This window comes from Staphylococcus sp. HMSC063A07 (assembly GCF_001836955.1).
Taxonomy (GTDB): domain Bacteria; phylum Bacillota; class Bacilli; order Staphylococcales; family Staphylococcaceae; genus Staphylococcus; species Staphylococcus lugdunensis.
Genome location: NZ_KV830929.1, coordinates 206,732 through 226,751, shown reverse-complemented (window position 1 = coordinate 226,751; position 20,020 = coordinate 206,732). Strand labels below are relative to the sequence as shown.

Annotated in this window: 17 protein-coding genes; 9 read left to right on the top strand and 8 right to left on the bottom strand. The window is 35.3% G+C overall.

All coding sequences use genetic code 11. The features are described 5' to 3' along the window. The first annotated feature begins 42 nt into the window (after positions 1 to 42). The gene (locus tag HMPREF2597_RS09395) at positions 43 to 1,392 is read left to right on the top strand and encodes a carboxylesterase family protein (protein ID WP_002478668.1); all 1,350 of its coding nucleotides are present in this window, start codon (positions 43 to 45) and stop codon (positions 1,390 to 1,392) included. Between the two features lie 156 nt (positions 1,393 to 1,548). Here the strand turns inward: HMPREF2597_RS09395 and HMPREF2597_RS09390 are convergent, their stop codons facing one another. Together HMPREF2597_RS09390 and HMPREF2597_RS09385 are read right to left on the bottom strand one after the other, a co-directional pair. Further along, positions 1,549 to 2,724, bottom strand: a complete 1,176-nt coding sequence (locus tag HMPREF2597_RS09390; RefSeq protein WP_002478667.1) for an MFS transporter — start codon at positions 2,722 to 2,724, stop codon at positions 1,549 to 1,551. A 126-nt stretch (positions 2,725 to 2,850) separates the two neighbouring features. Further along, on the bottom strand, positions 2,851 to 3,078 hold the full coding sequence (locus HMPREF2597_RS09385; protein WP_002460355.1) for a hypothetical protein: 228 nt from the start codon (positions 3,076 to 3,078) through the stop codon (positions 2,851 to 2,853). Between the two features lie 157 nt (positions 3,079 to 3,235). Between HMPREF2597_RS09385 and HMPREF2597_RS09380 the strand changes: the two genes are divergently transcribed. Together HMPREF2597_RS09380 and HMPREF2597_RS09375 are read left to right on the top strand one after the other, a co-directional pair. Beyond that, the gene (locus HMPREF2597_RS09380; protein WP_002478666.1) at positions 3,236 to 3,913 is read left to right on the top strand and encodes a response regulator transcription factor; all 678 of its coding nucleotides are present in this window, start codon (positions 3,236 to 3,238) and stop codon (positions 3,911 to 3,913) included. Continuing rightward, positions 3,906 to 5,369, top strand: coding sequence for a HAMP domain-containing histidine kinase (locus HMPREF2597_RS09375; protein ID WP_012990729.1), 1,464 nt, complete (start codon positions 3,906 to 3,908; stop codon positions 5,367 to 5,369). Before HMPREF2597_RS09380 ends, HMPREF2597_RS09375 begins: the two co-directional genes overlap by 8 nt. 490 nt (positions 5,370 to 5,859) lie before the next feature. Here the strand turns inward: HMPREF2597_RS09375 and fetB are convergent, their stop codons facing one another. The 4 genes from fetB to HMPREF2597_RS09355 form a co-directional block, all read right to left on the bottom strand. Next, complete coding sequence (fetB, locus tag HMPREF2597_RS09370; RefSeq protein WP_002478664.1) at positions 5,860 to 6,636, bottom strand: ABC transporter permease; 777 nt, start codon at positions 6,634 to 6,636, stop codon at positions 5,860 to 5,862. Continuing rightward, positions 6,629 to 7,291, bottom strand: a complete 663-nt coding sequence (locus HMPREF2597_RS09365) for an ABC transporter ATP-binding protein (protein WP_070817282.1) — start codon at positions 7,289 to 7,291, stop codon at positions 6,629 to 6,631. Before HMPREF2597_RS09365 ends, fetB begins: the two co-directional genes overlap by 8 nt. 126 nt (positions 7,292 to 7,417) lie before the next feature. Then, positions 7,418 to 8,197 carry a CPBP family intramembrane glutamic endopeptidase gene (locus HMPREF2597_RS09360; RefSeq protein ID WP_002460360.1) on the bottom strand — a complete coding sequence of 260 codons (780 nt, stop codon included), beginning with the start codon at positions 8,195 to 8,197 and terminating at the stop codon, positions 7,418 to 7,420. A 22-nt stretch (positions 8,198 to 8,219) separates the two neighbouring features. Then, positions 8,220 to 8,984 (bottom strand): CPBP family intramembrane glutamic endopeptidase, encoded by a 765-nt coding sequence (locus tag HMPREF2597_RS09355; RefSeq protein WP_002478662.1) that lies wholly within the window; start codon positions 8,982 to 8,984, stop codon positions 8,220 to 8,222. A 315-nt stretch (positions 8,985 to 9,299) separates the two neighbouring features. Between HMPREF2597_RS09355 and HMPREF2597_RS09350 the strand changes: the two genes are divergently transcribed. Then, on the top strand, positions 9,300 to 10,877 hold the full coding sequence (locus tag HMPREF2597_RS09350) for an FMN-binding glutamate synthase family protein (protein WP_002478661.1): 1,578 nt from the start codon (positions 9,300 to 9,302) through the stop codon (positions 10,875 to 10,877). A gap of 252 nt (positions 10,878 to 11,129) precedes the next feature. Here the strand turns inward: HMPREF2597_RS09350 and HMPREF2597_RS09345 are convergent, their stop codons facing one another. Then, entirely contained in the window at positions 11,130 to 12,668 is a 1,539-nt protein-coding gene (locus tag HMPREF2597_RS09345) for a bifunctional metallophosphatase/5'-nucleotidase (protein WP_002478660.1), read from the bottom strand. Positions 12,669 to 12,684: 16 nt separating this feature from the next. Further along, positions 12,685 to 14,208, bottom strand: a complete 1,524-nt coding sequence (locus tag HMPREF2597_RS09340; protein WP_002478659.1) for a DNA-binding protein — start codon at positions 14,206 to 14,208, stop codon at positions 12,685 to 12,687. Between the two features lie 246 nt (positions 14,209 to 14,454). Between HMPREF2597_RS09340 and HMPREF2597_RS09335 the strand changes: the two genes are divergently transcribed. The 5 genes from HMPREF2597_RS09335 (at position 14,455) to HMPREF2597_RS09315 (ending at position 19,752) form a co-directional block, all read left to right on the top strand. Beyond that, on the top strand, positions 14,455 to 15,408 hold the full coding sequence (locus tag HMPREF2597_RS09335; RefSeq protein ID WP_002460367.1) for a phosphate/phosphite/phosphonate ABC transporter substrate-binding protein: 954 nt from the start codon (positions 14,455 to 14,457) through the stop codon (positions 15,406 to 15,408). A 125-nt stretch (positions 15,409 to 15,533) separates the two neighbouring features. Beyond that, the gene (gene phnC, locus HMPREF2597_RS09330) at positions 15,534 to 16,307 is read left to right on the top strand and encodes a phosphonate ABC transporter ATP-binding protein (protein ID WP_002460368.1); all 774 of its coding nucleotides are present in this window, start codon (positions 15,534 to 15,536) and stop codon (positions 16,305 to 16,307) included. 1 nt (position 16,308) lies between these two features. After that, complete coding sequence (gene phnE / locus HMPREF2597_RS09325; RefSeq protein ID WP_002460370.1) at positions 16,309 to 17,115, top strand: phosphonate ABC transporter, permease protein PhnE; 807 nt, start codon at positions 16,309 to 16,311, stop codon at positions 17,113 to 17,115. Beyond that, a complete protein-coding gene (gene phnE, locus HMPREF2597_RS09320) occupies positions 17,112 to 17,942 on the top strand; it encodes a phosphonate ABC transporter, permease protein PhnE (protein WP_002478658.1) in 831 nt (276 codons plus the stop codon). The genes phnE (HMPREF2597_RS09325) and phnE (HMPREF2597_RS09320) overlap by 4 nt, the downstream gene beginning before the upstream one ends. Before the next feature lie 529 nt (positions 17,943 to 18,471). Continuing rightward, positions 18,472 to 19,752, top strand: coding sequence for an O-acetylhomoserine aminocarboxypropyltransferase/cysteine synthase family protein (locus HMPREF2597_RS09315; RefSeq protein WP_002478657.1), 1,281 nt, complete (start codon positions 18,472 to 18,474; stop codon positions 19,750 to 19,752). Positions 19,753 to 20,020: the final 268 nt, after the last annotated feature.

Sequence of the window (20,020 nt, the reverse complement as noted above, 5' to 3'; positions counted from 1 at the left end):
GTTATAGTAACAGTAAGTATCATATTAGGAGCGTGTATAGTCATGGTCATCGTCAAAACAGCTGGCGGCGCTATTGAAGGTACAACAAGTGATGGGATAGATTGCTTTCTTGGTATTCCTTACGCGCATGCGCCAATCGGATCAATGCGTTTTAAGCATGCACAACTTAAGACATCATGGTCCTCCCCATATCAAGCAATGCGTGTTCAAGCCATCCCACCCCAACCACAAAATAAGCTTGAAACCTTTTTTTCTTCGACACCTAGATCTTTTGTTCAAGATGAAGATTGTTTATATTTAAACATTTGGCGTCAAGCTAATGACAATTACCTTAAGCCAGTAATTATTTACTTTTACGGTGGTGGATTTATCAACGGACATGGCACTGCTGAACTCTATACACCAGAACATATCGTAGCGCAAGAAGATGTCATCGTAGTGACCTTTAATTATCGCTTGGGCGCCTTAGGTTATTTAGATTGGTCCTATTTTAATGCAAATTATGATAAAAATAACGGTTTATCTGATCAACTCGCCGCATTAAAATGGGTGCATACATTTATTGACTCTTTTGGTGGAGACCCAAATAATGTGACTTTAATGGGACAATCTGCAGGCAGTATGTCTATTATGGCATTAATGCAAATGCCTCACGCAGTTACCTACTTTAAACAAGTCATCTTATTAAGTGGTACGCTCAAATTAGACAGTGCTGATGTAGGAACGACGAAAGCAAGACATTTTGAACAATTAATGGAACAGCGCTATGGTCATCATGATATTACGTTATTACATTCTTCCCAGCTATTACAGCTTATGGATGACGATGAACAAGCTCGTGGTAAATCGAAAGGATTAGAACTAATTTACGCACCAATAGCTACAAGTGACATGTCTCTACCTCTCCAAAATAATCGTAAACCTATGCTCGTATGCACCACACATGATGAAGGAGATATTTATATTACTGGCGAAGAACATAAGCTCACGCCTAGACGCTTTACAGAAGTGATGGCCTTATATGATATATATGTTAAGCCACATGACGTGCAAAGTGCAGTACAACAGTCACAAATCATTACATATTCTTATTTTTTAGCACCTGCATTGCACTTTTTAAAGCATTTCAGCACAACTAACCAGGCATGGTTAGCACGTTTTGATTGGTGCATACCACTTCATCATGACTACGGAAGTGCGTATCATATTTTAGATGTTATCTTTTGGTTCGGTAAAATGGACATCTTAGCTGCACACCAAGTATCACAATTAACGCATGCCCGACGACTAAGCAGGCAAATGATACGTGATTTAGCGCAATTTGCTCGCACAGGAACATGTCATTGGCAACCTTATTCTGCAACACACCAGCAACCATATGTATATAAGTAAAGGAGCGGGACAGCATTCATTATGAATTCGCTGTCCCGCCCCGGCAAGGTTGACCAAGATTGAAAAAGCTTGGTATACGCGTATTTTCAATCCAGCCAACTACTACCAATTTAGAGTCCATATCCTAAAACATAATGATGTCTGAGACTTTTACTGCTAATTATTAATATAATGATTGCGTAAAGCTAAAGTAATGATAAGTCCAGCAAGTCCTATCGCAGCACTGACATAGGGTAAAAATGAGACCTCCCATTGCGATACAACTAAGCCGCCAATCATTCCTCCTATACCAATACCTGCGTTCAATGCTGACATATTCCAACTCATAACCTGGCTTGTATCCCCTTCAACTTGCTCAATCAAACCACTTTGAATGGCGGGATTAGTGCTCCATTGCATAATATTCCATACAAAAATACCGATTAATAATAAAGCTGCATAAGGTAATATTATATTCAATAGCACCATCATAACAACAAAGACTGCGATTGATATCGTAAGCCAGCGCTTACTTGTCCATTTATCAGCAAACACCCCACCAAGTGAAGTGCCTATAACACCAGCGACACCGTTCATTAGTAATGCAACAGAGACAAAGCGCAATGTATAATCATGTGATAATATCAAGGGATTAATATAAACAAATGTGGCTGAATTTGCCACAAGTATTAAAAAGGTAATTGTGATAAATTTGACGACTTCTTGCGGTCTAATAATTTTTGAAGGCACATCAGATGCTTCTGTACCATTTGACTGCTCTGTACCAGCCACCTGTTGAAGTTCTCTTTGATGTGGTAAGTAGGACAGCATCAATATACCTGCTAGCACACTAACGACAATAATAAATAGAAAGGTGTAACGCCAACCTACTATATCCCCAATCATGGTTCCAAGTGGGACACCGAAAACATTAGCCGCACTAAATCCAGAGTATACAACGCCAATCATTTTCCCGCGATTTTTAGGAAGGGTTAACATGGCGGTTAAGGCTAACACTTTTACAATAATAAGCGAAGCAGCAGCAGATGATAGGATGCGACCTATAACGAGTATAGTGAAATTAGGCGCCAAAGCAATCATAGCATTACCTATAATGAATATAAGCAACGTCCATAACAGTACCGATCTTGCACTAAAGCGATGAGTTAATTTAACTAATATAGGTCCACAAATAGCAAAAGTCAATGCATATAGCGTGACCAATTGCCCGACAACCGCTTCAGACACATGCAAATCAGCACTCATTAGATTCATGATTCCCGCAACCATCATTTCTACCATTCCAACAATAAAAACACTAAGAATAAATGTTGCAACACGCATGACTGACACTTTGTTTCTCTCCTTTCTATCATTCATTTTGTATTGCATAATAAAAAAACAGCTACGTCTAACACTGTTTATGTCGTAACTGTTTCATTATATAATAAATTATTCTTTTTTGTATATAACTCCCATTTATATACGATCAGACTCATCTAAATAGTCCTCCGTGATGGTCATGGTAATCATGGCAATCGCAAAACCGATTAACGCACCATAGATGACATATGAATTGTGTAATAATAAATCAATACCAAAGTTTAAATGAAAGCGTGCTTCAAACCATGCAAAGACAAACCGTAAAATATTAAATAGAAATAACACCGTAGCAATAAAACCAGAAGTATAAGCTACTATTTTCATTTATATATCCCCTTTTCTAATAAGCTTAATAATAACTTTAGTATAATCAAGATACTTTAACTTCAATTTATTATCAGCTTAATTCTTCCTTAAATATGTAAAAAGCATATAGTTTAATTAGCTAAAGTTTAATATGATAGAGTGTGAGGTGTTATATATGACAATAGATGTCCTAATTGTTGAAGATGATAAAGATATTAATGAACTGATGAAATTGTCCCTTACGACTAAAGGAATTAAACAAATAAAAGTGGCTTATGACATTGACCATGCAAAGACCTTACTGCATGACTTTAACTTTCAAGTTGTATTACTAGATTTAAATTTACACGCTGAGGATGGCTACCAATTGCTCAAATATATTGATTTATCGGTGACTAATGTTATCGTAGTTACAGCCAAAGATACCAATTTGGATGTATATAAAGGCTTTGAAAAAGGAGCCGTAGATTACATTAAAAAACCCTTTGATCCAATGGAGCTGTATTATCGGGTTTCATTACATCTTCATTCAGATGCCTGCACAACTTACCACTATGATTATTTAGATATCGACTTTAACAGCATGGATGTCCAAGTAAATGGACATTCTGTACCATTAACTGCCCGCGAATATGATTTGCTTATTTATTTTATCCGTCATAAAAATCAAGTACTGACAAAACAGCAATTATATGAGCATGTCTGGGGCTATGATACCGGTGTAGATGATAATACTTTAATGGTTCACATTCGAACATTACGTAAAAAGATAGAACGCCAACCTAATCAACCTACCTTTATTCAAACCGTACGCGGTAAAGGTTATATTTATAAGGAAGATGCCTATGAATAAACGTTTTAATTTTAAATTTTCAAAATATATGACATTATTTATGCTTGCGAATATTATTTTAGGTGTCGTATTCGTAGTATATTTGTTAATTGAAACTTATGACCGCATATATAGTGATATCAATACTATTGATCCTGATTATTTAATTGCAAATGATATTGTCAAAGAACCCAATCAACATATAAAGGATTTGGCAGCCGAACACAACGTTTCGCTTTATTTTACGGATACTGCGGGAAATATACTATATCCTCATACAAAAAAAGGACAAAACTTGAAGTCTCGAATTCTTAAAAATTTGCGTTATGCACATGCTGTATCAAATAAGAAAGGCACGTATATGGTCTATTTTTATCCAAATCAATCAACAACTCGTGTTAACAATGCACGTCAAATTAAGACAGATCAACTATTAGAGAGCATTGTTACTCAAGATTATAATAAATGGGACTATAAATTAAATCAGCATCATCTTAGCTTTATTAAGAATCCCAACCCTAAACCTATATTAGATGATGATGAATTGGGCAAAGGATTTGAAAATAGTGGAAAGTTCTATTTAACTGTTTTAATGATTTATGTGTTACTCAGTATTGTATTAATTGTTATTGCTACATTCTTTGTAACAAAGCGTGTAACAAAACCAATGTCTTATTATATTCATTGGATTAACCATCTAGCACATGGTAAATTGTACCAACCTACCACAAAAAGTAAGTTGAAGCGTTTTATTAATACTTATCCAGAATTACATCACAGTTTGTCACATCTAACACAGCAATTATTAAATGATAAATTTTATCATAATCAAATGACTTATTATAAATCTAAATGGATTAGCCAAGTCTCCCATGATTTAAAATCACCTTTAACAACCATTTATGGTTATGCGAAATTAATACATGCCGATAGCGAAACACAACAATATGTAAATTTAATTACACAAAAAGCCTCATTTATGACTGAACTGTTAGAAAGTTTAAATCAAACATTTGATATTGAAACCAACCAGATACAGTATAGTAAAGAGCTTTTCCCCGTTGAATCAACGATGAATAAAGTAATTAATGTGATTGGCTATGACAATATAGACGTATACTTTCACACAGCATCACACAAGACATTTTATGGCAATAAGCTTTATTTTGAACGTCTAATGATTAATTTAATCAATAATAGTCTTGAACATAATAATGAGAATCCACATATTCAAATCCAGTTGAAGGTATACGGTACACAGCTCATTATCGATTATTTAGATGATGGTATTGGACTGCCACATACTGATTTTAAATCATTAGTTCAGGAAACATATACAACTAAGAAAGATCGCGAAAGCCATGGCTTCGGTTTATCCATCATCAATGATGCCGTCAACTATCACCATGGAACAATACAATTACAACCAACAGCGCAAGGCGTTCACTTTCATATTATGTTACAAGACAAAAGCTAACATCATTGAAGTGACTAAATTATTCATCCTAGGATTATAGACCTATAACATCAACGCCAAAATTATAAAATCTGGGAAATCACAACTGAAGCATCATAGCCAGTAAATGTGTTGTCACAAATGCATTTACTGGCTTCTTTTATGCTAATATAACGTTTTATTAACTCGCTTTCTTTGAGAATAGCTTCAGCTCATCTTAATCGACAGTATTTGTAATTTTGCGCTTTTTTCATCTTATACTGCTTTCGCAAGCACCCAACCAAAACACTTCGCTTACATATGTTTAAATATTTTTTTAAAAAATAAGGCCCTTTCATTTAATTTAGTATAGACATCTTAACTAAATTAAAGAGGTACCTTTTCTTCAAAAATGATTACATTGTTCAACTTACACTGATACAAGAATCTTCTGAATACATCCTAACTTATGATTTATTCAGATATGTGAAAACAATCATTAAAATGCTTCTAGATGCTATAGACGATGTCATTATGCTTCATCAACAATGTCATTATCACGTGCAACCAACTGGTGGCGCGCATTAAAGAATTGACCATAGCTTAAATAAGTAGCAATTAACGCTGACATCACGGTAGATGTCGTATGAACAAAGACAACAAGCAATTGAAATTTGACCGCTTCTAATGGCGGTGTGCCACCTATAATTAAGCCTGTCATCATCCCAGGAATTGACACTAAACCATATGTTTTAACTGAATCAATGGTTGGAACAATCGCTAATCGAATGCTATCACGTACAGCATCTTTAGACGCAAGTTTTGGCGATGCAGCTAACGTTAACTTAGATTCAATATCATTTACATCTTTAACAAAGGCACGGTCTAAATGCTGATATGCCAAATTAATAGCTATAAGCCCATTGTTTGCCAACATACCACTGATTGGAATGACTTCATTTGGTTTAAAGTCTATCGCACCTGTCAAAATAATAGCCGTCAATGGAATAGCTGTCCCAATGATAATCGCAATGAGTGAAATCCAAAAGACGTGATGCATCACTTTTGAAGCCCTATGTAATGTATTCCATGAAGCGTTAATTATAATGATAAATACTGCAAGTAAGAGTAACCACGTGGCATCTATTTCAAAAATATAATGCAATAGAAAACCTAGGATAAGCAATTGGATGGTCGCACGTAGTGACGCTACAACTAAATCTTTAATAATATGTAAGCCTTCTTTATACGAAATGGCAATCGGTATGATTAACAATAATGCCGTTAAGCAAATGGCTGTATTACTCATTGTTCTTCAACTCCTCTTGCTTAGTAATTTGACCATCAACAATCGTAATTCGTCTGTCGAAATGACGCATGCTCTGATCATCACTATGTGTAATCCACATAACACCTACACCGGTCTTGGCTAAATCGAACACGAGCTGTTCTACAATTCGCTTATTGGCGGTATCCAAGGCACTAGTCGCTTCATCTAATAATAATAGTTCGGGTTGATACATCAACTGTCTAGCTATGGTAATACGTTGTCGCTCACCGCCTGATAAATGTTCGATGCGTGTATTTAAATTATAATGTCCTAAATTAAGATGTTGAAGTAATTGTAGCGCTTTAGTTTCATCAAACTCATCTGAATGGGCCATCGCTGGAAAACGCATATTATCACCAATATTTTGGCCAAAAAGTTCACTTTGTTGCATCAGATAACTTATTTTCGAGCGCAATACTTCTGGTTCATATACATCGAACGGTTTATCGTTTAATAATAATTCGCCACTTGTCGGACTGATTAAGTTATCTATTTGTTTTAACAAAGTGCTCTTCCCACTTCCTGAAGGTCCTACAATGGCTACAGTTTCCCCTTTTTTCAATTGGAAATTGATATTGTCTAAAATTGTACGACGTGTTGCTTGATAACATAGATGTTTAATTTCTAATAACACGTAACATCGCTCCTTATTATGTCTTACTACTATCGTACCTTATTTTCAGGTATCATCAATGACGAATTAACAACAAAAAACTATGGTTAAGCATGTAATAATGATGTTTCTTAGCCTTTACAATAATTATAAAAATTGTAATAGTGTCAAAATAAATGAAAGTAAGTTATTAAAACTATGTAACGCTATTGTTACTGCTAAATTGCGACCACTCATGTTATATGCCACCACAAAACTGGTTGCCATAATTAAATAAGGTCCGATTTCAAATGGCGATGTTGCGTCAGTGACATGAATACCAGCAAATAGCAGGATTGAAATAATCGACATTACTGGATATGACAATTTCTTACCTAATTCATGAATTAATAAATGACGAAATAGCAGCTCTTCAACTATTGGTGTAATAATTACAATATTTAAAAATAATAACGGCCACACCTTGATATTACTAAATAGTTTTCTAATTTCTTGTTCATTCTGCGTATCATGAAATTGCCAATGTTCTGGTAAAAATTGCATTACGTTGGCATAGACGATATTCGCTACATACATGACCAACAAGACGATAATCATGAGATAAATATATCGTTGTAATTGCTTCACACGAGCGATTGCAGTGTTTAAAAGTGCACGATAATGTAAGGCCCAAAAAATCAAAACTACAGATAATTGTGCCAATAAAGCATAAAGTTGTGAAGTATAAGTTAAACCACTTGGCCGATGCAATAAAGTAAATGATAACCAATTGATTGCGTCAGCTAATATAAATGGCAAATACATATTACCTAATACATATACAAGTATCAGTAAGAAATCACGTTTAACCATCTGGGGCTGTCGCCAAGGATTTTGATGATATGTCATTGATGAAATTCTGTTATTTTTTGTCATTCTATGATTCATAATAAACTCCTTTAATTTATGCTTAAAGATAACTTTGGTAGCTAAGCACTAGAAAAATGATACATTGCGTCATACTATGATATACATATGCTGCTAATAAATTTTGTTGTGACCATCTATATATGATAACAGCACCTATAGGAATAAGGCTGTAAATTCCAATTTCCAGAACAGAATGATAATGATAGGAATGAGCTACAACATCGGCAATGATGCTAAATATCATGGCAACTACCATGGGTATGCACTTCGCTAATTCGTGTATGAATAAATGGCGAAAAATCAGTTCTTCAACCAACGGCCTTAAGACAACCATCGATACCCAGACAAATGGTAATGCGTGAGGATGCGTAAACATACCAGATAAGTACTGCTCAGATTGACTGTGTTGAAACCCCCAAGGTTGGTTAAGATGATGTGCTATACATTGACCGCCATAATAAGCCAATAATGTTAAACAACTTACAATGACGATTGGCCATAGCATAGGTTTGATATCACTACTTAAACGTTGATAAATTGTTCTTAATTTCTGCTGATACAAGAAGAAAAAGCATTTCAACGTCACAATTTCCGCAACAATGAAACTCAATGTTAATACAATGGGATAAATAACTTGTGTTGGTTTATCTTGTGTTAATACCGCCCAGATACCATAGACGCCAAATACTATGATGATAGGCATGAGAACCTTTAAGAAGACATAAACTGGAATTACCCAAAACAATCGTTTCTTTACGTGCGCATCAATGGGTTGTCGTGTATTATATGTATTTAATGTCTGCATAGGTCACCTCATTCATTTGAAGCTATCACATGGCTACCAACATCGTGCTGATACCATGCTCCGCGTATTGTTCACATTTCACTTTACCATGTTCCTTAAATTATGAAAATGTTAATTATTTTGACATTAAAAAATAAGTAAATCAATTTTAAAAAATAGACAGTCACTATATTTCTCATATGTCATATTTAAACGTTGTACTACTTTTATGCTTAATGATCATTAACTTGTATCCTTATATTAGTGGAACATTACATTGTTTTTCCATATAAATAATGTACAATAATCATTACAGAGATAACGGGGGGATAAAGAATGATATTAACAACAATGCAATTTATTGTAAATGTTATTATAGTAAGCTGTCTATTATTCGTTGTTTTATTAGGGCTGTGGTTACTCTTTAAAGACAAACATCAGAAACAACATAGCGTATTAAGGAACTTCCCTTTATTAGGAAGAATTCGTTATTTTTCAGAAAAAATTGGTCCCGAAATGCGTCAATACTTATATGCTAATGATACCGAAGGCAAGCCGTTCTCACGTGTCGACTATAAAAATATTGTTATTGCCGGAAAATATAACTCAAGAATGACCAGTTTTGGTACGTTGAAGCACTATGAACATGGGTTTTACATACAAAATGCAATGTTTCCATTACAGTCAACTGAACTAGTTATTGATAACCAACATATGATTTCTACATTTATTTATCAAGTTGATAATGAGCGGTTATTTAAACGAGACGAACATCGCAAACCAGCTGATATTAAACCATTTCAACTTGATGATCAGCATGCTGTCGTCATCGGCAATGATTTAGCACATCCGTTCATCGTTAAACGTTTAGTTGGACAATCTGGCATGAGTTATGGTGCATTAGGTCAACGTGCCATAACAGCACTATCTCAGGGGTTAGCACGTGCTGGCACATGGATGAACACAGGTGAAGGTGGCTTATCTGATTATCATTTGTCCGGTGGTGGGGATATTATTTTTCAAATAGGACCTGGCCTTTTTGGTGTCCGTGATCAAGAGGGAAATTTTAGTAAAGATGAATTTGTAAAATTAGTGAATCAATCGGCAATCAAAGCATTTGAGCTTAAACTTGCACAAGGTGCCAAGACCCGTGGCGGTCATATGGAAGGAAATAAAGTGACTGAAGAGATTGCACAAATACGCAATGTCAAACCGTTTCAAACAATTAATTCACCAAACCGTTTTAACTTTATTTCAAATGCAGCAGAATTAATCACTTTTGTTGATGAACTTAAACAGCTTGGACAAAAACCAGTTGGCTTTAAAATTGTAGTGAGTCATGTTGATGAAATTGAAATATTAGTGAAAGAAATGATACGTTTAGATAAGTATCCTAGTTTTATTACTGTTGATGGTGGCGAAGGTGGTACGGGCGCTACTTTTCAAGAATTACAAGATGGCGTTGGCCTACCATTATTTACAGCACTTCCTATTGTGTCTGGCATGCTTGAACGCTATGGTATACGGGATAAAATTAAGATTTTTGCTTCAGGCAAGCTAATCACACCCGACAAAATCGCCATTGCACTCGGATTAGGCGCTGATTTAGTTAATATTGCTCGAGGCATGATGATTAGTGTCGGCTGCATTATGAGTCAACAATGTCACCTCAACACATGTCCAGTAGGTGTTGCTACGACAGATCCTAAAAAGGAAAAAGCGCTCATTGTAGAAGAAAAAACATTTCGCGTAACCAATTACATCACAAGTCTACATGAAGGCTTATACAACATCGCAGCAGCAGTTGGTGTTAACAATCCAACAAATATCACAGCACAACACATCATACATCAACAACAAAATGGCACGTTACAAAGCATAGACACATACAAACTTAAACTTCTGGAGCCATAAGTTAAGAAGCGTTAAACATTTCTTTTTACAACATGTAATAAGCGTTAGTAAGTCTCACAATAAAATATAAACAAAGCCAAAAATAAAGGAGCAGGACAGAATTCATTATAAATTCGTAGTCCCGCTCCGGCAAGGTTGACTAGGATTGAAAAAAGCTTGGTATTAGCGTATGCAATCCAGTCAACTACTGCCAATATATGGAGTTCATAGCCTAAAACATAATGATGTCCCAGGCTCATAGTTATTACTGAATTATATTTCTACTTTAAAATCCACAACTTGTGGCATGTTATTTAAATTGTGGTGTGTTAGATAATCGATTAATAGCTGTGCACCCTCCACTTGTATATCTTTAACCACCTTTGCTTCTGCAAACATGTTATAATCACCGCCACCTACAGCACGATAATTGTTTACACAAACGGTATAGATCTTATCTTCGACTAATGGCTGTCCTTCCACTTTAATATCATGCACGCGATGCCCCATAGGCTCGCTCACTTTAATATTATATGATACGCCTCCAAATATGTCATAGTTATAATGTTGCGGTTTAGGATTTAAAAACGTGTCATTAATACCTACATCCCCGCTGTCCGTAAGATCAAAATAGCGTGCTGATTGTTCTAATGCTTCACGAATGCCCTTACCCGTCATCTCTAATACTTTAAACGTATTTGGAAACGGATAGTTATTGATAATATCACGCATTGTAATGGTCTTATCAAAGCCAGTCGCAGAATCAAATAATGCCGTACTTGCTATTTGAGCGCCGCTTGTTTGTAATAATGCATGTAGTAACACATTAATAAAAGGGTGCGGTGCAATTCTTGCAGTAAATGGCTCGTCAACAATCATATTCTGCTGAATTTCAGCAATCGGCGTATCTAACCACGTGTCCACATCACTCATTAATTGACTATCTTTATCGGTTAATTTAAAAGCGCTGTCATCGTGCACTGGCAACAGTTCACTTGTACGCTGAACCAATTGTCTTCGATCATTAAATGTTAGCGTAACTTTACCAATTTGTGTCGCACGTGTTCCTGGTTGTAGAATAACTGTATCATGCTTGATAGCAGCAATTTCACGGTGTTGATGCCCCGTAATAAGCACGTCAATGTCCGACCCAAAGCGCTGCAATATCTCAGACGCTTCATTTTCTCCAGTTAATACTTCAGTTGGTTGATACGTGTCAATGTTACGTTCAAAGCCCCCATGATAACTAACAACCACGATATCAGCCTGTTCACGTACTTGAGGTAATATGTCCTCTAACGTTTGAACTGCACTATTAAATGTTAAGTGTTGAATATACTCTGGTCGTTCCCAATGTGGAATATATTGTGTCGTTAAACCAATAATACCAATATTGTATCCTTGCTTCTTAATATACATGATTCCTTGTTCTGTTAATGATTTATTATCTTTTAAAATATTGGCACAAAGGATTGGATAATTTAAGCGATTGATACTTTGAGTTAAATAGTTGAGACCATAGTTAAATTCATGGTTTCCTAATGTACCAAAGTCAAAACCAATACGATTATAGATATCCGTCAATGGCTTGCTAGAATGTATATGTGTAGCAAGGTAATGACAAAAAGGTGAACCTTGTAAAAAATCACCATTATCTATTTTAAAGCTAGCATCATAGCGCTGACGATCTTGTTCAATTATGTGGTTCGCCAATAATAGCCCCATCGGTTTATAACCTTTTGTCTGTTTAAAATCTGTTGGGAAAATATAACCATGTATATCACTTAAAATGTAAAATGCAAGTTGTGTCATCGCATGTTGTCCTCCATTACTTCAATTTTTCAGTTTTAAGGGTTTTATCTCCTTGCTTTAACCGTATATTAGCCCCTTTTAATGACTCCGTTACCTTTGCTGAAATCGTCACTGAAGCTGTGCCATCTTTATTGACTTTAATGGTTGGAAGTGAACCATAGCCGATATTACTATATGATTTACCATCCGTTGAAAATTGACCGATTTGTTTACCACCATCTTGATAAATTCCTAATTTCAAATTATCTAATGATTGGTTAGCCGGTAATTGTGACAAATTAATCGTGATGTTAAATGGCGTGTTAGCTTGCACATCTTTAGGAATAGCAAAGGCTACATTTTGCACAGCCGGTTGGTCTCCTGGTTGTTTATCACCATCATCTTTAGTAGATTTTGTACTGCCATAACTACCAGGCGCAAACGTTGATCGATCGTACCAATGATAACCTTCAGGTGGTTGTGACCATGGTTCTTTTTGCGGTTCTGTTGAATTTTGTGGCTGTTCAAAATCATGTAACACAGTCGCTTTATCTAATTTTACACCACTTTTAGCTAAATTCGGTGTTGCTTCTTTCTTACTTAACCAAGAAGTTAAGTTATTCAACAATTGTGCGTTATCTTCTTCTTTAAAACCATCATACGTTTTCTTTGTTTTACCCGTGTCTTCACGTAAATATTTTGGAGAACTATCTTCTACCAATGAGGAGTCTCCAATAAAGGCAGCTTTTCCTTTACCTACCTTTGCAATAGCAATATAGGCACCTTCAGCTTTACCTCCACCATTATAAACACCTTGGTCAACTGCATGACTCCATTTCGCATTGTTACCTAAGTGATCAGGTGTGTATACAATTCCTTTTGCTTTTTTAGGATCTGTAATAGCAAGTGTTGAACCAGCATGCATAGACACAGATTTAACGCCTTTAGTAATGCCAAAACTTTCATCGCTTGAGACAAGATTAGATGTATTCAAATCCCCTAAAGCATTATAACGGAAACGCACACCAAAATTTTGGGCTAACCAGTCTGAGCTTGAAACACCTGCCATTGCTTTAGATTGTTTCTCTCCTTGATCCATATCCTTGGTCATATCCGCATAGGCACCACGACGATAGCCATTCATAGCTTCAGAAGAATCAATGCGGTTTAAATTTCTATCTGCATTGTAATGGTCTGAGATAAAAATGATACTTCCACCATGATTTACAAAATTCACAATGGCTTGTTGTTCAGTCGTCTTAAATGGAATATTCGCTTCTGGTATGACTAAAATATCACTATTTTTTAATGACTCTTGACTAATATTTGCTTCCCCATCTAGTGATTTAACAGCAAAACCTTGTTTCTTCATTGAATCCGCATAATCAGAAAAACCACCATCAATAACCCAATCAGCCGCGCCAGCAGTTTGTCCATGAGAATTATCAAATAGAACTGTGCGTGAAGCTGTATTCGTTTCAGCTGCTTGTGTAGATGGAAACATGGATAATGCTAATGCTGAGGCAACTATAGTAGAGCTTACAACTTTTATCATTTTCATACTTGTTTAACTCCTTTTATTAACTTATTTTCACACACCAGCAGTATATTAAAAATCACACACAAACGGGTTACTATTAATGATATTTTATATATCTTTACCGATTTTAAATAATTTTTATTTAATTTTAACAAAAAGTTAACGAAATCTACACATAACATATAGTATAGTGTGCTACTCTATAATTGTCGATATTAAAGACATAGATACATATTGCAAAATAGTGAATGGGGGCAATGTTATTATATGAAACACGTTAAATATCTTCTACTACTCGTGTTATCGGTGGTTATCTTTGCAGCTGCTTGTGGAGGTAACAGTTCTTTAGATAACAATTCCAAAAGTTCCAACTCAGAATCAGGCAAAGGTAACTACAAACCAAAAGAATTAACGGTCCAATTTGTACCATCTCAAAATGCGGATAAATTAGAAGCAAAAGCAAAACCACTTGAAAAGCTACTATCCAAAGAATTAGACATTCCAGTAAAAGTATCCGTATCTACAAACTACAACACGATTGTTGAAGCGATGAAATCGAAAAAAGTCGATGTTGGTTTCTTACCACCAACCGCATACACATTAGCACATGATCAGAAAGCTGCTGACTTGTTATTACAAGCACAACGCTTTGGTGTGAACAAAGATGGATCACCTACGAAAAAGCTTGTTAAGGACTACAAATCAGAAATCTTAGTTAAAAAAGATTCAGGCATTAAAAGCTTAAAAGACTTAAAAGGGAAAAAAATTGCATTACAAGATGTCACATCTACAGCTGGTTATACTTTCCCAATTGCTACATTGAAAGAAAAAGCTGGTATTGACGCAACAAAAGATATGAAAATCGTCAATATGAAAGGTCATGACCAATCGATTATTTCATTATTAAATGGCGATGTGGATGCTGCGGCAGTATTCCAAGATGCACGTAATGTCGTTAAAAAAGACCAACCAAATGTATTCAAAGATACAAAGATTTTAGAATTAACAAAACCAATTCCAAACGATACAATTTCAGTTAGACCAGATATGGATAAAGATTTCCAAAAAAAATTGAAAAAAGCATTTAAAGATATCTCAAAAACTAAAGAAGGTCATAAAATCATCAGTGAAGTATATTCACATGAAGGATATACAGATGCGAAAGATTCTGACTTCGATATTGTTAGAGAATACGAGAAAAAAGTAAAAGATATGCAATAATTGGTTGTTATTTTCTACTGAATCATAGATAAAGAACGTCAATTGAAAAGCTAAGCCAAATTTTGGCATAGCTTTTCTTTATAACTTTATACAAAGTGAACCTTATTAGAGAAAGGTGTTATAACATGAGTCAAATAGAGTTTAAAGATGTGAGCAAAGTCTATCCGAATGGACATGTCGGCTTGAAAGATATTAATTTAAATATCGAAAAAGGAGATTTTGCAGTCATCGTTGGATTATCAGGCGCAGGTAAATCTACACTACTACGTTCTGTCAATCGCCTACATGATGTCACATCAGGGGATATTACAATTGAAGGAAAATCAATTACACAAGCAAAAGGAAAATCACTACTGTTGATGCGTCGTAATATCGGCATGATATTTCAACATTTTAACTTAGTAAAACGCTCTACCGTATTGCGTAACGTCTTAAGTGGCCGAGTTGGTTATCATCCTACCTGGAAAATGATTTTAGGCCTATTTCCTAAAGAAGATAAAATAAAAGCAATGGATGCATTAGAACGCGTCAATATTTTGGATAAATTTGATCAACGCTCGGATGAACTATCAGGTGGTCAACAACAACGTATTTCGATTGCGCGCGCGCTCGCCCAAGAACCTTCTATCATTCTAGCGGATGAACCAGTTGCTTCACTTGACCCACTGACAACAAAGCAAGTAATGGATGATTTAAAGAAAATCAATGAAGAATTAGGTATTACAATTTTAATTAATCTTCACTTTGTCGATTTAGCGCTAGAATATGGTACGAGAATTATAGGGTTGCGCGATGGTGAACTCGTATATGATGGTCCCGCTGAAGAAGCCACTGAAGAAGTATTTAATGAAATCTATGGTCGTCAATTAAAAGCCGACGAAAAGCTAGGAGTGAATTAAAATGACATCTCCTGCTACATCTACAAACAAATATGATAAATATTTAAACAAAAAACTATCATTAAAGACAAGCTTTTCTATACTAATCGTTGCCGTCTTAGTCATTTGGAGTTTCGTGTATACGGGCTTTAGCTTCTCAGATTTAATGGTGGGTGTACCTCAAATCGGAGACTTTTTCAAACAAATGTTTCCACCTGAATGGAGTTATTTAAAAGCAATTTGGCAACCAATGTTAGATACGATTCGCATGGCAATCGTTGGGACATTTTTAGGTGCTATCGTTTCTGTTCCTATCGCATTAATTTGTGCCAGTAATATTATCCGTACAAAATGGATTACCATTCCTGCACGATTTATTTTGAACATTGTTCGAACAATACCTGATTTATTATTAGCTGCTATCTTTGTTGCTGTATTTGGTATTGGCCAAATTCCAGGGGTACTTGCCCTATTCATCTTAACAATTTGTGTTATAGCCAAGTTATTATACGAAGCAATTGAAACCATTGAACCTGGCCCAATGGAAGCCATGACTGCAGTTGGCGCAAATAAAACTAAATGGATTGTTTTTGGCGTCGTGCCACAAATTATTTCTACATATTTTTCATATGTATTATTTGCATTTGAAATTAATATTCGCGCTTCTGCTGTATTAGGACTGGTTGGCGCAGGTGGTATTGGCTTGTTCTATGACTCAACACTCGGCTTATTCCAGTACCCTCGTACAGCTATGATTATTTTATTCACTTTAGTCATTGTTGTTATTATTGACTATGTGAGTTCGAAAGTGAGGGAACAACTCGCATGACACACGAGCCACAAACTTTTCAATCACCTAAATATAATTTAAGCACTAAGAGACAAAAGCAACGTGTGATTAAACGCTGGGTTATCGCCATCGTGGTTGCCCTCATTGTGATATGGGGATTTGCTGGTATGCCAGCCCTTGAATTGAAAAGCAAATCTGTAGAAATCTTAAAAGCAATTTTTTCAGGATTATTCCATCCAGATTTAGGATATATTTATATACCTGAAGGAGAAGATTTATTACGCGGTCTGCTAGAAACCTTTGCCATTGCTGTCATTGGTACTTTTATTGCGGCAATTATTTGTATTCCATTCGCATTTTTAGGAGCCAATAACTTAGTCAAACTACGACCAGTGACAGGCACAACGAAATTTATTTTAAGTGTTATTCGTGTCTTCCCTGAAATTGTCATGGCACTCATCTTTATTAAAGCTGTAGGGCCTGGCTCCTTCTCTGGGGTTCTTGCTTTAGGTATTCACTCAGTTGGAATGCTAGGAAAACTCTTTGTAGAAGACATTGAAAGCTTAGATTTCACTTCTGTGGAGTCATTAAAGGCAAGCGGTGCTAATAAGACAAAGACATTAGTATTTGCTGTTATACCACAAATATTACCGTCATTTTTATCATTAATTCTGTATCGTTTTGAGCTTAATTTGCGTTCAGCATCAATTTTAGGATTAATTGGTGCAGGCGGTATTGGTACACCATTAATCTTTGCTTTACAAACACGATCTTGGGATCGTGTTGGAATCATTTTAATTGGCTTAGTGATAATGGTTGCAATTGTTGATTTAATCTCCGGCGCAATCCGTAAACGAATTGTATAACTTAAAACATTGATCATATCAAGCTGGAACATAATTTCCAAGGTAATAGCACAAAGATGGTTTAAAATTAAAAATCATCTTTGTGCTTTCTTTATATTTAATACTCCTTATTTTTAGACTCTACGTCAAAATTGTTGGCTCACCTTCTTAGGGGACAGCTTCAGCTTGTCCTGTTCCCACAGGAGTCTCGCCAAAATACGTCATATTTATATGTAATTTTATATCAACATACTTTTAAAAAATAAGGCATTTTCGTATAATTTAATAAATACCACTAAGCGAAATGAACGAAAACCCTTATGAATGATTCTAATAGGACGCAACATATACTATTAATAAAAACTCAATTTGAATACATTCAAATGATATATGTATTTTGATGTTTCTTTTTTGTCCGAAACATTTTTCTTTCTAATCTATACTTAAGTTTTAAATTCTTACAAAATAAGTTGGAATTAGTATAAGTGTGCGTTATAATAATGATGTTCTTAATTATCTGAATATTCTAATAATAAATGGAGGTCCTTCTATGACAAACCAAAATTGGCATTTTGAAACTCAAACGATACATGCCGGACAAGAGATTGACGATTTTTCAAAATCACGTGCAGTACCTATTTATCAAACATCTAGTTATGTCTTTGATAATACACAACATGCCCAAGATTTATTCGCATTAGCACAACCTGGCAATATTTACACACGTATTATGAACCCAACCCAAAATGTATTCGAAGAACGCGTTGCAGCGCTTGAGGGTGGTATTGGCGCACTGGCTACATCGTCAGGCCAAGCTGCAATTACATTGGCATTATTAAATATTGTCAATACTGGTGATGAAATCGTTGCTTCATCTAACCTTTACGGTGGTTCATACAACTTATTAAATGTCACTTTTAAAAAGCTTGGCATTACGGTCCATTTTGTTGACCCTGACCACCCTGAAAACTTTGCAGCACAAATTAATGACAACACAAAAGCAATATATGCTGAAACGATGGGTAATCCTAAAATTGATGTATTAGATATTACAGCAGTCGCTGATGTCGCACACCAACATGGCATCCCACTAATTATTGATAATACATTCGCCTCACCATATTTATGCCGACCTTTTGAATTTGGTGCGGACATCGTGATACATTCAGCTACAAAATTTATTGGCGGTCATGGTACGTCTATTGGTGGTATTATTGTAGATAGTGGCAAATTTAATTGGGACAATGGTAAATTCCCTGGTTTAGTTGAACCAGATGAAAGTTATCACGGTGTTTCTTATACAAAAGATGTAGGTGAAGCTGCTTATATTACAAAAGCACGTGTCCAACTTTTACGTGATTTAGGCTCAGCCGTATCACCTTACAATGTGCATGAATTCTTAATTGGTTTAGAGACTTTGCATTTACGCATGGAACGTCACTCCGCAAATGCACTCAAAGTCGCACAATTTTTAGATCAACATCCTAAAGTAACTTGGGTAAATTATCCTGGTTTAGTTAATAACAAATATCATGCTTTGGCAGAAAAATATTTACCTAAAGGTCAAGGCGCCATCTTAACATTTGGTGTTGATGGTAGCGTTGAAGATATTTCACGTTTTGTCGATGCATTAGATCTTTTCTCACTTTTAGCAAATGTGGGAGACTCTAAATCACTAGTTATTCATCCTGCAAGCACAACACATTTACAATTATCTGAGGAAGAACAACGCAAGTCAGGCGTATTACCTGAAATGGTTCGTTTATCAATTGGCACTGAAAATGCTGATGATATTATTAATGATTTAGCACAAGCATTAGAAACCGTTTAAGCATTAAAATATACTAAGGTTATCTATTATAAACGTTTTTGCCATAGATAATCTTAGTTTTTCTATTTATAATCTCTAAAAATATAATGTATAAGTTATATAAAAGACTCTCCAACACGTAAATTGCAAGAAATACACATGTTGGAGAGTCACTTTAAATTTGTTTTAATTTTATTTTAAATTGCCAAACATCATTTAAGTACTTATCAAAAATAATATCTTTTTGAAATGCTTGATACATTTCTCTTTGTTGGGGCCCACCCCAACT

Bases quoted from the DNA above. Each gene is read 5' to 3' on its own strand.
- HMPREF2597_RS09395 (WP_002478668.1), top strand. From the start codon at position 43: ATGGTCATCGTCAAAACAGCTGGCGGCGCTATTGAAGGTACAACAAGT.
- HMPREF2597_RS09385 (WP_002460355.1), bottom strand. From the start codon at position 3,078: ATGAAAATAGTAGCTTATACTTCTGGTTTTATTGCTACGGTGTTATTT.
- HMPREF2597_RS09380 (WP_002478666.1), top strand. From the start codon at position 3,236: ATGACAATAGATGTCCTAATTGTTGAAGATGATAAAGATATTAATGAA.
- HMPREF2597_RS09375 (WP_012990729.1), top strand. From the start codon at position 3,906: ATGAATAAACGTTTTAATTTTAAATTTTCAAAATATATGACATTATTT.
- fetB (WP_002478664.1), bottom strand. From the start codon at position 6,636: ATGAGTAATACAGCCATTTGCTTAACGGCATTATTGTTAATCATACCG.
- HMPREF2597_RS09360 (WP_002460360.1), bottom strand. From the start codon at position 8,197: ATGAATCATAGAATGACAAAAAATAACAGAATTTCATCAATGACATAT.
- HMPREF2597_RS09355 (WP_002478662.1), bottom strand. From the start codon at position 8,984: ATGCAGACATTAAATACATATAATACACGACAACCCATTGATGCGCAC.
- HMPREF2597_RS09350 (WP_002478661.1), top strand. From the start codon at position 9,300: ATGATATTAACAACAATGCAATTTATTGTAAATGTTATTATAGTAAGC.
- HMPREF2597_RS09345 (WP_002478660.1), bottom strand. From the start codon at position 12,668: ATGACACAACTTGCATTTTACATTTTAAGTGATATACATGGTTATATT.
- HMPREF2597_RS09340 (WP_002478659.1), bottom strand. From the start codon at position 14,208: ATGAAAATGATAAAAGTTGTAAGCTCTACTATAGTTGCCTCAGCATTA.
- HMPREF2597_RS09335 (WP_002460367.1), top strand. From the start codon at position 14,455: ATGAAACACGTTAAATATCTTCTACTACTCGTGTTATCGGTGGTTATC.
- phnC (WP_002460368.1), top strand. From the start codon at position 15,534: ATGAGTCAAATAGAGTTTAAAGATGTGAGCAAAGTCTATCCGAATGGA.
- phnE (WP_002460370.1), top strand. From the start codon at position 16,309: ATGACATCTCCTGCTACATCTACAAACAAATATGATAAATATTTAAAC.
- phnE (WP_002478658.1), top strand. From the start codon at position 17,112: ATGACACACGAGCCACAAACTTTTCAATCACCTAAATATAATTTAAGC.
- HMPREF2597_RS09315 (WP_002478657.1), top strand. From the start codon at position 18,472: ATGACAAACCAAAATTGGCATTTTGAAACTCAAACGATACATGCCGGA.